At 59.8% G+C, this 14,154-nt stretch carries 13 protein-coding genes and 1 tRNA gene; 10 read left to right on the top strand and 4 right to left on the bottom strand.

The features are described from left to right. Positions 1 to 45 precede the first annotated feature (45 nt). Complete coding sequence (locus NMA58_RS16685; protein ID WP_434711330.1) at positions 46 to 525, top strand: hypothetical protein; 480 nt, start codon at positions 46 to 48, stop codon at positions 523 to 525. 78 nt (positions 526 to 603) lie between these two features. On the opposite strand, the gene NMA58_RS16690 is transcribed toward NMA58_RS16685, so the two are convergent. Continuing rightward, positions 604 to 1,494 (bottom strand): helix-turn-helix domain-containing protein, encoded by an 891-nt coding sequence (locus NMA58_RS16690; RefSeq protein ID WP_434711332.1) that lies wholly within the window; start codon positions 1,492 to 1,494, stop codon positions 604 to 606. A gap of 118 nt (positions 1,495 to 1,612) precedes the next feature. Here NMA58_RS16690 and pobA point away from each other — a divergent pair, with 118 nt between their 5' ends. From pobA to NMA58_RS16730, 8 genes are all read left to right on the top strand, one after another. After that, the gene (gene pobA, locus NMA58_RS16695) at positions 1,613 to 2,785 is read left to right on the top strand and encodes a 4-hydroxybenzoate 3-monooxygenase (protein WP_434711334.1); all 1,173 of its coding nucleotides are present in this window, start codon (positions 1,613 to 1,615) and stop codon (positions 2,783 to 2,785) included. 185 nt (positions 2,786 to 2,970) lie between these two features. Then, on the top strand, positions 2,971 to 4,143 hold the full coding sequence (locus NMA58_RS16700; RefSeq protein ID WP_434711336.1) for an ABC transporter substrate-binding protein: 1,173 nt from the start codon (positions 2,971 to 2,973) through the stop codon (positions 4,141 to 4,143). Positions 4,144 to 4,210: 67 nt separating this feature from the next. Next, on the top strand, positions 4,211 to 5,074 hold the full coding sequence (locus tag NMA58_RS16705; RefSeq protein WP_434711338.1) for a branched-chain amino acid ABC transporter permease: 864 nt from the start codon (positions 4,211 to 4,213) through the stop codon (positions 5,072 to 5,074). 1 nt (position 5,075) lies between these two features. Beyond that, complete coding sequence (locus NMA58_RS16710) at positions 5,076 to 6,077, top strand: branched-chain amino acid ABC transporter permease (protein ID WP_434711340.1); 1,002 nt, start codon at positions 5,076 to 5,078, stop codon at positions 6,075 to 6,077. Further along, a complete protein-coding gene (locus tag NMA58_RS16715) occupies positions 6,074 to 6,838 on the top strand; it encodes an ABC transporter ATP-binding protein (protein ID WP_434711342.1) in 765 nt (254 codons plus the stop codon). Before NMA58_RS16710 ends, NMA58_RS16715 begins: the two co-directional genes overlap by 4 nt. Then, complete coding sequence (locus NMA58_RS16720) at positions 6,819 to 7,535, top strand: ABC transporter ATP-binding protein (RefSeq protein WP_434711343.1); 717 nt, start codon at positions 6,819 to 6,821, stop codon at positions 7,533 to 7,535. Before NMA58_RS16715 ends, NMA58_RS16720 begins: the two co-directional genes overlap by 20 nt. 204 nt (positions 7,536 to 7,739) lie before the next feature. After that, positions 7,740 to 8,570 (top strand): VCBS domain-containing protein, encoded by an 831-nt coding sequence (locus NMA58_RS16725; RefSeq protein WP_434711345.1) that lies wholly within the window; start codon positions 7,740 to 7,742, stop codon positions 8,568 to 8,570. Positions 8,571 to 9,049: 479 nt separating this feature from the next. Further along, positions 9,050 to 10,240 carry an IS481 family transposase gene (locus NMA58_RS16730; RefSeq protein ID WP_430961215.1) on the top strand — a complete coding sequence of 397 codons (1,191 nt, stop codon included), beginning with the start codon at positions 9,050 to 9,052 and terminating at the stop codon, positions 10,238 to 10,240. A gap of 44 nt (positions 10,241 to 10,284) precedes the next feature. On the opposite strand, the gene NMA58_RS16735 is transcribed toward NMA58_RS16730, so the two are convergent. After that, positions 10,285 to 10,361, bottom strand: a tRNA-Met gene (locus NMA58_RS16735). A 136-nt stretch (positions 10,362 to 10,497) separates the two neighbouring features. Continuing rightward, a complete protein-coding gene (gene mnmA / locus NMA58_RS16740) occupies positions 10,498 to 11,697 on the bottom strand; it encodes a tRNA 2-thiouridine(34) synthase MnmA (RefSeq protein WP_430957914.1) in 1,200 nt (399 codons plus the stop codon). A 477-nt stretch (positions 11,698 to 12,174) separates the two neighbouring features. Between mnmA and NMA58_RS16745 the strand changes: the two genes are divergently transcribed. Continuing rightward, entirely contained in the window at positions 12,175 to 12,441 is a 267-nt protein-coding gene (locus NMA58_RS16745; RefSeq protein ID WP_434711347.1) for a hypothetical protein, read from the top strand. A gap of 106 nt (positions 12,442 to 12,547) precedes the next feature. Here the strand turns inward: NMA58_RS16745 and serA are convergent, their stop codons facing one another. Beyond that, positions 12,548 to 14,143, bottom strand: a complete 1,596-nt coding sequence (serA, locus tag NMA58_RS16750) for a phosphoglycerate dehydrogenase (RefSeq protein WP_183698890.1) — start codon at positions 14,141 to 14,143, stop codon at positions 12,548 to 12,550. Positions 14,144 to 14,154: the final 11 nt, after the last annotated feature.

A 14,154-nucleotide genomic window follows, 5' to 3' on the forward strand; every position in this document is an offset into this window, starting at 1 on the left:
ACCTAGCAGCATCCGATATCATCCTTCGTGGGATAGCTGCATCAAATGGAATTGGTTTTGATAACCGGAGATGTCAGTCGCGCGCGGGCTGGCATTGATTATCTCAGTAATGTCGGGCAAGTTTACTGTTTCACGGTTATTCCAAATATGATCCGCAAAGACAGTACAATGATTCCAAAAATATCAGTAAAATTTCTTGATTTAATGTTGGCTTCGTTACTAGCTGTTGAAATATTATATATCATGAACAACACGCATTTCCACGTTAACTGGGAGTTGTACAGAATTTACACCAGCGGTCGCTACAAGAATTTTGATAGGATAAACGAACATGACGAGATGTTCGTGGCCGCGAATAAAATGATTGACTGCAAGAAACCTTCAACAGGTAGCGCAGTTAACCTTGAGATTATGGCGTATTCTATATTTTTTATTGAAACATCACTGTTTCTTGAGGTGGCTTATAAGAAAACGAAAAATGGGCATTGCGTAGATCATATAATATTCAGGACCATGCCGGGTTAGTTCACTAAGCGATCTGCAGACAATCGAGTATCTGGCGCGGTAAAGATCGCGCCGGGGGTTCTCCGTGAGTGATTGCTTCTATGCACCCTCAAGCCGAACCTTCTCCCTCACGCGCCAGACCCGCGGCGTTTCGCCCGTATATTTCAGGAAGAAGCGCGAGAAATACGCGGGATCGGCAAAGCCAAGCCTAAACCCGATCTCCTGAACACTGCCAAGCGTAAAGACGAGCTGGCGCTTCGCCTCTTCGATCAATTTCCCGGCGATCAGCTCATGCGGGGTGTTTCCCGTCATGGAGCGAACGATACGGCTGAGATGCGTCGACGAAATGCCGAGTTCCTTGGCATAGAAGGAAGCCGGCCTGTGCGATCGAAAATGCTGCTGGATCAGTTCGTCCAGCATCTCCATCCGCCGCTCGTTCTCGTTTGACGGAAGCTCCTGTGCATGTCCTTCATGCGAAATCCGCGCCGTCAGCCGCAACGCCAGACCGACATAGGCAGCCAACACCTCGTTGCGGCCGCCGCGGCGGTTTTCGAATTCGTCGCCGAGCCGCCTCAGCGTCTGCATGACATAGGCAGCCTCGGCATTATCGGGAGCGAGCGGCGTCAGATGCGGCATCGCCAGCCACTCGCCCAGCTGGCTTCGCTCGCCTGGCGGGTGGCTAAGATGGGACCTCAATATAGTGATCACCAGGCCGTCGATATCACGTGAGAAGCGAAAGCCGTGATTGAGCCCAGGGGGAACCGTGATGATCGCAGGCGGGCAGATGGCGTGGTTCCTGTTGCCGAAGATCGCATCGCCCGAACCGGCTTCGATGTACAATATCTGAAAGAAGCTCTCGTGGCGGTGAAGCCGAATTTCCCATTGATGCAGGCTGCTGCGGGAGCGAATTGTTTCGCAATGCAACCAGAATTCCGGAGATCGCCCGGTATTTTCGCCATAGAGCTCGTAGGTCGGTATATGCCTGCTCATCGGCTCTCTCCTGTGCCAATGTTCGATAAGTGCAATTTTTCGGTCGGAATGTCCATTGTTGCGGCAATGGCGGCACGGCAGAATCTGACAAAACGCAAAAATGCGAGGGAGGAAGCATTTGCGAACTAAGGTCGCCATCATCGGTTCGGGGCCATCCGGCCTTCTGCTCGGTCAGCTTCTGACCGAAGCTGGAATTGACAACGTCATCCTCGACCGCGTGAGCAAGAACTATATCCTCGGCCGCGTCCGTGCCGGCGTGCTGGAGGAAGGCACTGTCGGGCTGTTGGACGAGGCCAAAGCTGGAAGAAGATTGCATGCCGAAGGCTTGCCGCATGACGGCTTCTCGCTAGCCTTCGACGGCCGCGACCATCGCATCGATCTTCACGAATTGACCGGCGGCAGGCGCGTGACCGTTTACGGACAAACCGAGGTGACGCGCGATCTCATGGAGCGGCGGGAAGCTTGTGGCGCCCTTTCGATCTATGATGCCGCCGATGTGGCTCCGCATGATATCGACCGTGGCTCGCCCTTCGTTACCTACGCGAAGGATGGTATCGGCCACCGCATCGATTGCGATTTCATCGCCGGCTGCGACGGCTTTCATGGAATAAGCCGCAGAGCCGTTCCCGAACGGGCGATCCGAAGTTTCGAGAAGGTCTATCCCTTCGGCTGGCTCGGCCTACTCGCCGACGTGGCGCCGGTCAGCCATGAACTGATCTACGCCAACCACCCGAGGGGCTTCGCGCTCTGTTCGATGCGCTCGGCCACGCGCAGCCGCTACTATATCCAGTGCCCGCTTGACGCGAAGATCGAAGACTGGAGCGACGAGCGCTTCTGGGACGAGTTGAGACGGCGCCTGCCGGGCCATCACGCCGAAGCATTGACGACCGCCCCATCCTTCGAAAAATCGATCGCTCCGTTGCGCTCCTTCGTCGCCGAGCCCATGCGTTTCGGACGGCTCTTTCTCGTCGGCGACGCCGCCCATATCGTGCCGCCAACCGGCGCCAAGGGGCTGAACCTTGCGGCTAGCGATGTCCATTACCTGTTCTGCGGGCTCCTCGAGCATTACCGCGAAGGCTCCGACAGCGGCATCGACGCCTATTCGCAGACGGCGCTCGCCCGCGTATGGAAAGCCGTGCGGTTTTCCTGGTGGATGACGACCATAATGCACCGATTTCCCGATACCGGCGATTTCGATCAGAAGATCCAGGAAGCCGAACTCGACTATCTCACACATTCCCGTGCGGCCTCGACGGTGCTCGCGGAAAACTACGTGGGATTGCCGTTCTGACACGAAGATCGAGCATGAAAGTCGCACATAGACGCAGCGAACAACGAGTGGTCATGACCACGCAGAACCATAACCGGCAAATCATGTGTTTGGGGATTTATTTCATTTTACATCACCATTTCGCATGACAAGCTAACCAGAAATTCAATACGGCGCTGGAGTACGCCGAAAAGGGAGAGAGAAGAATGAGGAAGCTGTTTCTGGCCGCCGCTGCGGCAATTGTTATGGGCACCAGCGCCTATGCCGACACGATCAAGGTCGGCGTCATCGGGCCGTTCTCCGGTCCCTTCGCGCTTCAGGGCAAGAACTTCAAGGCCGGCATCGAAGCCTATATGGCTGTCAACGGCAACAAGGTCGGCAGCGACGCGGTCGAGATCGTCTACCGCGACGTGCCGCAGGCCGACCCGGCCCAATCCAAGGCGCTGGCGCAGGAACTGATGGTCAAGGAAAAGGTCCAGTATCTCGCCGGCTTCTATTTCACCCCCGACGCCATGGCGGTGACGCCGATCCTGAAACAGGGCAACGTGCCGATGATTATCATGAACGCCGCCACCTCGGCGATCGTGACCAAGAGCCCGCTCGTGGTGCGCACCTCCTTTACGACGTGGCAAACCTCGACGCCGATCGCCAAGGTCGCTTTCGACGCAGGCGTCAAGAAGGTGATCTCGGTCGTCAGCGATTACGGCCCCGGCATCGACGCCGAGAATGCCTTCAAGGCCGGCTTCGAAAAGGCCGGCGGCCAAGTGGTCGAGGCCATCCGCATGCCGCTTGCCACCAACGACTTCAGCCCGATCATGCAGCGCATCAAGGATTCCGGCGCCGAGGGCGTCTTCGCCTTCTTACCATCGGGCCCGACGACGCTCGGCTTCGTCAAGGCCTATAACGAGAATGGCTTGAAGGCCGCCGGCATCAAGTTCTTCGCGCCGGGGGATCTGACGCAGGAATCCGATCTGCCGGCGCTTGGCGACGCCGCACTCGGCATCCAGACGACCTTCCACTATGCCGTGTCGCACGACTCGCCAGAGAACAAGGCTTTTGTCGAGGCTGCCGCCAAGGCGATCGGCAACAAGGCTGAACTCTCCTTCCCGGCCGTCAGCGCCTATGACGGCATGTATGTCATCTACAAGATGATCGAGGCGACGGGTGGCAAGCAGGATGCAGAGAAGGCCGTCGACGCGGTCAAGGGCCTTGCCTGGGTGAGCCCGCGCGGCCCGGTCTCGATCGATCCGGAAAGCCGGCACATCACCCAGAACATCTATCTGCGCGAAGTCGCCAAGGCCGATGACGGGACCTACATCAACAAGGAGGTCCAGACCTTCGAAAAACAGGGCGATCCGGGCCTCACCGCGGCCAAGTAAGATTGCGGCATCCGGACCGGCGGCGGGCTCGCGCATCGCGCCCGCCGCATCGAAGTAAGGTATTTACATGCAGACAGTCTTCAGCATCGCCGTCGACGCCTTTGCCTATGGCATGGCGCTCTTCGTGATCTCGATCGGCCTTTCCGTGACCATGGGGCTGATGCGTGTCGTCAACCTGGCGCATGGCGCCTTCGCCATGATCGGAGGCTACATCGCCTCCTATGCCGCCCGTGACCTCGGTCTTAGTTATGCTGTCGCAGTCGTCGCGGCCGTCTTCGTCACGATCATCATCGCAATTCCGCTCGAGCGTTTTCTCTACCGCCGGATCTATGGCGCCCCTGAACTGACCCAGGTGCTGATGACAATCGGCATCACTTTCTGCGTCATCGGCATCGCGAACTACGTGATGGGACCGACGCTGAAGACGATACCGCTTGCCGGCGCCTTGCAGGGATCGGCCGATCTCGGATTCCGCACCATTCCCGTGCACCGGCTTTTCGTCATCTTCTGCGGTCTCGCCGTTGCGCTCGCCCTGTGGTTCGCGATCGAGCGAACGAGCTTCGGGGTCAAGCTGCGCGCTTCCGTCGACGATGCGGCGATGGCTGCCGCACTCGGCGTGCGCACCGAGATCATCTATGCGGTGAGCTTTGCCGTTGCCGTCGGGCTTGCCGCCTTCGGCGGCGTGGTCGGCGCCGAACTGCTGCCGGTCGAACCTTACTACGCGCTGCGCTATATGGTGACCTTCCTCGTCGTCGTCTCCGTCGGCGGCGCCGGCTCCATTCCGGGCGCGCTGATTGCCTGCCTGCTGCTTGGCGCCATCGATACGACGGGACGCTATCTGATGCCGGAATTCGGGGAATTCTTCTTCTATCTCGCCGTAATCGCCATCATCTGCGTCTTCCCGCGCGGCCTTGCCGGAAGGATGAAATAGGATGACGCTCGTCATGAACAACGAAACCGAGCGCCTCCGGCATCGGCGCGCAGTGAATGCCGATCTTCTCGGAATAGCGGTGATCACAGCCATCGCCGCGATCGGCTATTTCACCTTTCCCGACAATCTGGCGCTTCTGACGCGGATGATCACGATCGCCCTGCTCGTCCTGTCGCTCGATCTCGTGACCGGTTATTGCGGCGTCGCAACGCTCGGCCATGCCGCGCTGTTCGGCTCCGGCGCCTATGCCGCCGGGATCCTGTCGGCGCATTACGGCATCAACGACCCGCTGCTGATGATGCTTGCCGGCATAACAGGGGGTGCGGTTGCCGGGCTGCTCTGCGGCGCGATCATCCTGCGCGCGCATGGGCTGCCGCAACTCGTGCTGTCGATTGCGCTCATCCACCTCTTCCATGAATTTGCCAACAAGGCCTCCTCCTGGACGGGAGGCAGCGACGGGCTTTCCGGCATTGCGCCGGACCCGATATTCGGCATTTTCGAATTCGATCTCTACGGCCATACCGCCTTCTTCTTCGGAACGACACTGCTCGTCATCGTCTTCGTGCTGCTGCGATTGCTGGTTCGGTCACCCTTCGGCATGCTCTGCCGCGGCATCCGGCAAGACCCGCTGCGCATCCGCGCCATGGGCGGCTCGCCGAAGGCCGCTCTCATCAAGATGTACGTGATCTCAGGCGCCGTTGCCGGCGTCGGCGGCGCGCTGAATGCGATCTCGACCCAGGTCGTCGGGCTCGACAGCCTGTCCTTCACGCAATCGGCCGAAGCGCTTGTCATGCTCGTGCTCGGCGGCACCGGCTCCCTCTTCGGCGCGCTCTCCGGCACCGTCATCTTCATGCTCTTCGAAGATCATGTCTCGGCGGCCAATCCCTTTCACTGGCTGACCATGGTCGGCGCCCTGCTGATCGCCGTCGTGCTGTTTGCGCCGAAAGGCCTCTACGGAACGGCCGCTGCCTTCATCGGCCGCCGGAAGGAGACCCGCGCATGAGCCCGGTCTTCGAAGTAACCAATCTCAGGAAAGCCTTCGGCGGCCTTGCCGTCACCAATGATGTCTCGCTGGCAATGGCGCCCGGCGACCGCATCGCGCTGATCGGCCCGAACGGCGCCGGCAAGACCACTTTCGTCAACCTCGTCACCGGCAATCTCTCCCCCGATTCCGGCGAGGTTCGCCTCGGCGGCGAGGCGGTGACGAAGGTGGATGCGATCGGCAGGGTCAAACGCGGCCTCGTCCGATCCTTTCAGGTGACGCGGCTTTTTCAGGATATGACGCCCGCCGAACATGTGGGGCTCGCCCTCCTTCAGCGTGACGGAAAGACCCACAAGATGTTTGGGAATTTCCTCGCCATGCCCGACGTCATGGCGGAGGTCGACGATCTCCTGGGTAAACTCGGGCTGGCCTCGCTGATGCATCGCAGAGTCAGCGAGATCGCCTATGGCCAGCAGCGGCTCCTCGAAATCGCCGTGGCGCTGGCGCTGAGGCCGAAGGTGCTGCTGCTCGACGAGCCTGCGGCCGGCGTGCCGCAAAGCGATACCGGCCGCATCGAACAGGCGCTGGCCGACCTTCCCGCCGATCTCGCCGTCCTGATGATCGAACACGACATGGACCTCGTCTTCCGTTTTGCCAAGCGCGTCATCGTGCTGGCGGCCGGCGCGATCATCTTCGACGGCCTGCCGGCCGATGTCACCAAGGATGCCCGCGTGCGCGAGGCCTATCTCGGGAGCTATGCCAATGCCAGCCCTGTCGCTTGAGGTTGAAAACCTGTCGGCCGGATACGGGCCGACGCGGGTGCTCGAAGGCATCTCCTTCACCGTGCCGGCGGGCGCCCGTCTTGCCGTGCTCGGCCGTAACGGCATGGGCAAAACCACGCTGCTGGCAACGCTTGCCGGCCAGACCAGGCGGTATCAAGGCCGGATCCACCTCGGTGGTTCGGATGTCACCGCAGCGCCGAGCGCAATGCGCGCCCATAGGGGTCTCGGCTATGTGCCTCAGACACGCTGCGTCTTTCCGACGTTGACGGTCGAAGAGAACCTTTTCGTCGGTCTGAAGGCGCGGCCGAAGACGGCGCTGGAGGAAGCCTATGCCATGTTCCCGCGCCTGAAGGAGCGCCGCCGAAACCTCGGCAACCAGCTCTCCGGCGGCGAGCAGCAGATGCTTTCAACAGCCCGCACCATTCTCGGACGCCCGTCCGTGCTGTTGCTCGACGAACCGTTGGAGGGCCTGGCCCCCGTGATCTGCGAGGAACTGATGGCGGCCTTCACAGAACTCGCCAAATCAGGCGACATGACGATCCTTCTGGTCGAACAACGCATTCAGAGCGCGCTCGATTTCGCCGATCGGGTCATCATTCTCGAACGCGGCAGGGTGGCCTGGACCGGAACGCCGTCGGACTTGTCGAAGGATCACGAAGCAGTAGAAAGCTTGCTCGGAGTGGGCGGCCTGCATTGAAGCAATCAATGCAGTATATCGTCGGGATCACGTCATCATCGGCTCGCAGACGTCGAAGCCGACGCCTCTACTTGGATATTTGAGCTGCAGAAAAATTGCGCCTGTTGGATTTGACAGCTGAATTGATCTGACGCTCCGTCAATTTCGTTGCCAAGCACCCGATAGGGTTGCATATTCAAACAATACTTCAGACGGGAGGTGGAAATGGCAAACCACAAGCCGATCGCAGGTGACGTATACCAGCCTATTTTCGATGTCGACAAGCCGATTGACGGCAACATTCTGGACAGCACCAGTTACATGGATGCCGACGGAGACCTTGTGCGTCTCAACTTCGTGAACGGGCAGCGAATTCCGCAACCACCCAATCCGGATGGACCGGCCACGACGACGATCGAGGGAAAGTACGGCACGCTGACCGTCTATTCCAACGGCTATTACACCTATGAACTCGATCCCTCCAATCCGGTGGTATCAGCGCTCGGCCCGGGAGATCAACTCCTCGACCAGTTCAGTTTCAAGATTTCGGACGGTAGAGGCGCTACCGACTTCGGCTTGCTCAATATCGCTGTCGACCTGCCGGAGCGCGGCGACATCTTCGTCAATTTCGAGGATGTCGGCAAACACGATTTCCCCACAGGCTACAAGGGCTTCGATTGGGGCGCCTGGCACGATGGCGATGATGCAACGATACAAAAGGAAGCTGATGGCAATCACTATCTTTCGGGCGGCGTATTCTGGACGCCCATCCAGGCCGCAGATGGCGGCACCTTTCAGATCGAGCAATTCAGCGTGGCAAACGGTACATCAGACTATGACAACGTTCTGACGATCGAAGGCAGGCTGAACGGCGATACCGTGTTCTTGGTCACGGTCAACGTGACCGCCGACAGCATTCATGACCCGCAAGTGATTGATCTCAGCGCCTATGGGCTGATCGACTATCTCATACTCGACACCGAACCCGTCATCACCGAAACGAGCGGGCCTGATTATTATGGCGCGCAATACGACAATTTTTACTTTGTCGTTTGAGAATGGAGGAGGCGTCGGGTTCCCGAAGGCTTACCGAGCGGCTTTTCTGGTAGCAATTTCTTGCGATAGCTGATCGACCTCCACCCTGCTAGCCTTCGATCGTGCGGAGGAGCACGATCATACTCGGATGGAGGAAATGATGCAGTCAGTCGGGGTTAAGTTAGCGGCGGTGATGTTCTCACTGGCCTTATGGGCTGCTATCATCGCTGCCGCATCCCATCTCTACGCGATGAAAATGCCGCTATTGCATTTAGCGCTCTACAGATAACTGTTCTCGGCGTAGCTTAATCCTGAGGCTGAACTGTTTTGTCCGCTTGCCGCAGCGTTTGGAGCTGGAATGTGCTACCGCGCCCGCGTGAATGCCGCTCAATATCGAGCCGCAAGGATCACAAATTCTTTGACTGCCCGGCCTGAGAGATAGGTGACGTTTTGTACCGGAGACATGGGTAACACTTTTCGCTTTTTTGCGGGAGGTGTTGATGCCGTGGAGAGAGACTTCGGTCATGGATGAGCGTCTTCGATTTGTCGCCCGGTTGCTGGAGGGCGAAGGGATGAGCGAGGTTTGCCGGGAGTTCGGGATCTCGCGCAAGACCGGCTACAAGATCTTCAATCGCTACAAGGAGGACGGGCTGGAGGCCCTGACGGACCGGTCTCGGCGACCGGTGCGCTATGCCAACCAGTTGCCCGAGCCGGTCGAGGCGATGATCGTGCGATGCAAGAAGGACAAGCCGCACTGGGGCGCGCGCAAGATCCGCGAGCTCCTGGTCCGCCGTCTGGCCGGCGACGTGCGCATCCCAGCCAGAAGCACGGTGCACGCGGTGCTCGACCGGTACGGCCTTGTGAGCCAGGCCCGCAAGAGGAACCGGGCGAACAAGGCCGTGGGCACGACGCTCTCGACAGCCATCGGACCCAACGATCTTTGGTGCGCCGACTTCAAGGGCGAGTTCAAGCTGGGCGACGGCAGATATTGTTACCCCCTGACGATCACCGACCAGGCTTCGCGCTATCTCCTGTGCTGCGAGGCCTTCGAGACGACCCGCGAACGCGGCGTCTTCGGTGCGTTCCGGCGAGTCTTTGCCGAGCGTGGGCTTCCGCTTGCCATTCGTTCCGACAACGGCCTGCCGTTTGCCAGCCCGAACGGGCTCTACAATCTCTCGAAACTGTCGGTCTGGTGGCTCAGACTCGGCGTCGCCTTCGAACGCATTCGCCCCGGCCACCCGCAGGAGAATGGCCGCCATGAACGCATGCATCTGACGCTGAAGAAGGAAGCCACCCGTCCGCCGGGACGCAATATTCTCCAGCAGCAAATGCGCTTCGACGCATTCGTCAGCGAGTTCAACACCGAAAGACCGCATGAGGCCCTGTCGATGAAGGTCCCAGCCGATGTCTACAAGGCTTCGCCGCGACCCTATGAGGGGCTGCCCGAGATCAGCTATCCCTTCCATGACCGCGATGCCATCGTCACCAACTGCGGCCGTCTGTGCATCCATCGCAAGAAGATCAACATCTCAACCGTCATGGCCGGTCAGAGGCTCGGCCTCAAGGAGGTCGACGACGGCATTTGGCTCGTCAGCTTCATGCACTATGATCTCGGATATATCGATCTGGAGCAGAGGACTTTACAAACCATCGACAACCCGTTCGGCACGAGGTTGTCACCCATGTCTTAGGGACAATCTGTTACCTATGTCTCCGGGTCGGACAGACAAAGAGATGGTAGCGGAGGAGGGATTTGAACCCCCGACACAAGGATTATGATTCCTCTGCTCTGACCTACTGAGCTACTCCGCCACTGGTCAAACGATACCTGCTCGCGAAGCGCTGCGGGCTCGTGGGATGAGCGGCTTATAAGGTGCGCTTCGGCTCTGTGTCAAGCGCAGGATGGAGAAAAACGCTGAGCTTTGCCGCCCGTCGTTTCCGATGGGTTTCAGGCGGCGACGGGGCCGGCCAGCAGAGCCTTCAGCGAGGCTTCGGCCGAAGGTTCGCGTTCGGAGCGTTCGATAAAACCGCCACCGAAGACGCGGGCGTCGTCGCCGGGCGCCGAATAAAGCGCGCAGGCTTGCCCCGGCGCGATGCCCGCCTCGCCGACGGTCAGGTCGACATAGGTGCCTGTCGCATCGACATGCAGTACGGCAGGCGCCGGTGCCCGCGTCGAGCGGACCTTGGCGTAGCAGGCAAAGCCATCACCGGAAGCAGCCTGCGCGAGCGTCTCGTCGCCCAGCCAGTTGACGTCGCGCAAATAGACGCGGTGCGTCTCCAGCGCCTCCTTCGGCCCGACGATGACGCGGCGCGAACGGGCGTCGAGATAGACGACGTAGAGCGGCTCGCCGGTGGCGATGCCGATGCCGCGGCGCTGGCCGATGGTGAAATGCAGGATGCCTTCATGGTTTCCCAGCACGCGGCCGTCGAGATGGACGATTTCGCCGGCGAGCGCCGCATTCGGCTTCAGTTTGGTGATGATGTCGGAGTATTTGCCCTGCGGCACGAAGCAGATGTCCTGGCTGTCGGCCTTCTTCGCGACGACGAGGCCCATTTCTTCGGCAAGTCGGCGGGTCTCGGCCTTCGGCAGGCCGCCCAGGGGAAAGCGGAGATAGTCGATCTGCTCCTGCGTCGTGGCAAACAGGAAATAGCTCTGGTCGCGATCGGCGTCGGCCGGGCGGAAAAGCGCGCGGCGGCCGGGATGTTCAGACGAGGGGTTCGGTCGCGAACGGATATAGTGACCGGTCGCCAGCGCGTCGGCGCCGAGCTCCTTCGCCGTTGCCAGAAGGTCGGCAAACTTGACGGTTTGGTTGCAGGAAACACAAGGGATCGGTGTTTCGCCCGCCACGTAGCTTTCGGCGAAAGGATTGATCACCGTCTCGCGAAAGCGCTTCTCGTAATCCAGCACATAATGCGGAATGCCGAGGGTTTCGCAGACACGGCGTGCGTCGTCGATATCCTGGCCGGCGCAGCAGGAGCCGGCACGGTGAACAGCGGCGCCGTGATCGTAGAGCTGCAGCGTGATGCCAAGCACATCGTAACCCTGCTGCTTGAGAAGGCCGGCCACGACGGAGGAATCGACGCCGCCCGACATGGCGACGACAACGCGGGTCTCTTCCGGCTTCTTATCAAAATCCAGTGTGTTCAACGGTGGTGCCAAATTCTGCGCGCTCATAACCCGCCCTTGCGCTGCAATTGCGGCGGATTGCTGATCTCAGGCGGGATCGGCCGCCTTTCTGGGTAAGCGACCGATATAGAAAGGATTGCAGCAGGACGCAAGGGGAGCCGATCGTTTCGCAATTGCGTCACAAAGGAAGGCGCGGCCGAAGTCACGCCTTGGAAGCGGGGGGGCGGCTCAGGTGACGATCAGCTTGTGGCAGGCGAATGCGATGCCTTGATTGGCGATGACAACAGACACGATCGCCAGTCCGATTATCGACCATGAATAGCGTTTCACATCATCCTCCATTTCAGCCCATATGAATTAACTCAAAATAACGAATGCTTGAACATCAACTAGCTCAACTGGAGATCGCCGGACAATTAATTATCGCCCTATGGAACTATTCCGTCGATCATGCGTTGCAAGTAATCAATGTCGCAATCGAATGCTGCGGAGGGTTTGATGGCCAGGTTCGGCACGACGACAGATTACAGCAAGATCAGAGATTGGATCGAGGCGCGCGGCGGTCATCCCGCCCGGATCAAGGATGCGAGGGATAGCGAAACTGTTCGCGTCGATTTCTCGGCGGACTCACAGGAGGAGATCTCCTGGGACGAGTTCTTCCAGGGTTTTGACGGAAGCAGACTCGCCTTCCTTCACCGCACGAAGGCCGAGGACGACAGAGCCCGCTTCGGCAAGATGGTCCGCCGCAAACGCCGGCACCACTGAAAATCATCTTTCCCCAACGTGGAAAACCCGGTGCCGTTTCCGGCACCGGGTTTTCCATGTTTTCCTTGGGAGGAGGAAACCAGAGCAGGTCGCGCCGCGACGCGCTTTAGTCGATGTTGAAGGTCAGCAGCTTTGCCTGCCGGATCGCCTGATGCGCCGTCAGCTGCGCGAGCACGCCATCATCCACTTCGCCGTCGACATAGAGCAGCGCAATGGCGTCGCCACCCTGCTTGTCGCGGCCGAGCTGGAAGTTGGCGATGTTGACGCCGGCAGTGCCGAGCGTCGTACCGATGAAGCCGATCATGCCGGGGACGTCGGTATTGGTGATGTAGATCATATGCGAGCCGACATCGGCATCGAGATTGATGCCCTTGATCTGGATGAAGCGCGGCTTGCCATCTGAAAACACCGTGCCGGCGACCGAACGGGTCATGCTTTCGGTGGTCACCGTCAGCTTGATGTAACCGTCGAAGACGCCCGTCTTGTCGCGCTTGACCTCGGAAAGCACGATGCCCTTTTCCTTGATCATGATCGGCGCCGAAACCATGTTGACGTCGGCGACCTGCGGGCGGATGAGGCCGGCAAGCACCGCGCTCGTCAGCGCCCGCGTGTTCATGTTGGCGGTGACGCCGTCATAGAGGATTTCGATTTCCTTGATCGGCTCTTCGGTGACCTGGCCGACGAAGGCGCCGAGAACATCGGCGAGACGGATGAAGGGCTTCAGGATCGGCGCCTCTTCCGCGGTAATCGACGGCATGTTGATGGCATTGGAGACGGCACCGTTGACGAGGTAATCCGACATCTGTTCGGCGACCTGCAGGGCGACGTTTTCCTGCGCTTCGGTCGTCGAAGCGCCGAGATGCGGCGTGCAGACGACGTTCGGCAGGCCGAAGAGCGGGCTTTCCTTGGCGGGCTCGACCTCGAAGACGTCGAAGGCAGCGCCGGCGACGTGGCCTGATTTGATGGCTTCGGCAAGGGCTGCCTCATCGACGAGGCCGCCGCGGGCGCAGTTGATGATGCGCACGCCGGGCTTGGTCTTGGCCAGCGCTTCCTTGTTGAGGATGCCGCGCGTCTTGTCGGTCATCGGCACGTGCAGCGTGATGAAATCGGCGCGGGCGAAAAGCTCGTCCAGCTCGACCTTGGTGACGCCCATCTCCTCAGCGCGCTCCTTGGACAGGAACGGGTCATAGGCGACGACATGCATTTTCAGGCCGATGGCGCGGGCGCAGACGATCGAGCCGATATTGCCGGCGCCGATGACGCCGAGCGTCTTGCCGGTGATTTCGACGCCCATGAATTTCGACTTTTCCCACTTGCCGGCCTGGGTCGAGGTATCGGCCGCAGGCAGCTGGCGGGCGACGGCGAACATCAGCGCGATTGCGTGTTCGGCCGTGGTGATGGAATTGCCGAAGGGCGTGTTCATGACGATGATGCCGCGGCGCGAGGCGGCCGGGATATCGACATTGTCGACGCCGATGCCGGCGCGGCCGACGACCTTGAGATTCGTCGCCCCTGCGATGATCTTTTCCGTCACTTTGGTGGCGGAGCGGATGGCAAGGCCGTCATATTTGCCGATGACTTCGAGCAGACGATCTTTGTCTTTACCGAGCTGCGGCTCGAAATCGACTTCGACGCCACGGTCGCGGAAGATCTGGACAGCGGTTTCCGACAATTCGTCGGATACGAGAACGCGAGGTGCCATTGTGGCCTCCT

Origin of the sequence: Rhizobium sp. YTUHZ045, assembly GCF_051124255.1 — a bacterium.
In the GTDB taxonomy this organism is placed as follows: domain Bacteria; phylum Pseudomonadota; class Alphaproteobacteria; order Rhizobiales; family Rhizobiaceae; genus Rhizobium.

Bases quoted from the DNA above. Each gene is read 5' to 3' on its own strand.
- NMA58_RS16685 (WP_434711330.1), top strand. From the start codon at position 46: ATGGAATTGGTTTTGATAACCGGAGATGTCAGTCGCGCGCGGGCTGGC.
- NMA58_RS16690 (WP_434711332.1), bottom strand. From the start codon at position 1,494: ATGAGCAGGCATATACCGACCTACGAGCTCTATGGCGAAAATACCGGG.
- NMA58_RS16700 (WP_434711336.1), top strand. From the start codon at position 2,971: ATGAGGAAGCTGTTTCTGGCCGCCGCTGCGGCAATTGTTATGGGCACC.
- NMA58_RS16705 (WP_434711338.1), top strand. From the start codon at position 4,211: ATGCAGACAGTCTTCAGCATCGCCGTCGACGCCTTTGCCTATGGCATG.
- NMA58_RS16710 (WP_434711340.1), top strand. From the start codon at position 5,076: ATGACGCTCGTCATGAACAACGAAACCGAGCGCCTCCGGCATCGGCGC.
- NMA58_RS16715 (WP_434711342.1), top strand. From the start codon at position 6,074: ATGAGCCCGGTCTTCGAAGTAACCAATCTCAGGAAAGCCTTCGGCGGC.
- NMA58_RS16720 (WP_434711343.1), top strand. From the start codon at position 6,819: ATGCCAGCCCTGTCGCTTGAGGTTGAAAACCTGTCGGCCGGATACGGG.
- NMA58_RS16725 (WP_434711345.1), top strand. From the start codon at position 7,740: ATGGCAAACCACAAGCCGATCGCAGGTGACGTATACCAGCCTATTTTC.
- NMA58_RS16730 (WP_430961215.1), top strand. From the start codon at position 9,050: ATGCCGTGGAGAGAGACTTCGGTCATGGATGAGCGTCTTCGATTTGTC.
- NMA58_RS16745 (WP_434711347.1), top strand. From the start codon at position 12,175: ATGGCCAGGTTCGGCACGACGACAGATTACAGCAAGATCAGAGATTGG.
- serA (WP_183698890.1), bottom strand. From the start codon at position 14,143: ATGGCACCTCGCGTTCTCGTATCCGACGAATTGTCGGAAACCGCTGTC.